The organism is Elusimicrobiota bacterium (assembly GCA_016788905.1).
Taxonomy (GTDB): domain Bacteria; phylum Elusimicrobiota; class Elusimicrobia; order FEN-1173; family FEN-1173; genus JADKHR01.
Map to the genome: position 1 here is coordinate 1 of JAEURZ010000067.1, position 581 is coordinate 581.

Sequence of the window (581 nt, forward strand, 5' to 3'; positions counted from 1 at the left end):
CCGCGTCACACCCTGACCGAGGGCCTGCTGGATACGGTCAATTGGTATCTCTCTCACCCGCAGTGGGTGACTGCCATCCGCCAGAAACAAGAGTACAAAGGTTGGTTGGATGCGAATTACAAGTCACGTTAACGATCAGGAGAAAAGAAAATGAAGGGAATTATTCTGGCAGGCGGACGAGGGACGCGCCTGTATCCTTTAACATTGGCAACCAGCAAGCAAATGTTACCGGTGTACGATAAACCCATGATCTATTACCCCCTTTCCATGCTCATGCTGGCGGGTATAAAAGATGTTCTAATTATCAGCACTCCGGAAGACCTGCCTGTCATTCGAAGACTTTTGGGAGATGGCAGATCCTGGGGTATGCAGTTTTCCTATGCCGAACAAGCTGAACCGCGCGGGCTTGCAGATGCCTTTTTGGTTGGCAGGGAATTTATTGCCGGAGAGCATGTCTGCCTGATCCTTGGTGACAATATCTTTTTTGGGCAGGGGTTGCCCGCTCAATTGACTTCCGCCGCCAACCTTGAAAAAGGCGCGTTGATCTTTGCCTATCCTGTACAGGACCCGCAGCGATATGG

At 50.9% G+C, this 581-nt stretch carries 1 protein-coding gene; it reads left to right on the top strand.

Annotation, left to right across the window (positions count from 1 at the left end):
* Positions 1-150: 150 nt before the first annotated feature.
* The coding region (locus JNK54_10830; protein ID MBL8024749.1) for an NTP transferase domain-containing protein at positions 151-581 on the top strand (431 nt) is incomplete at its 3' end.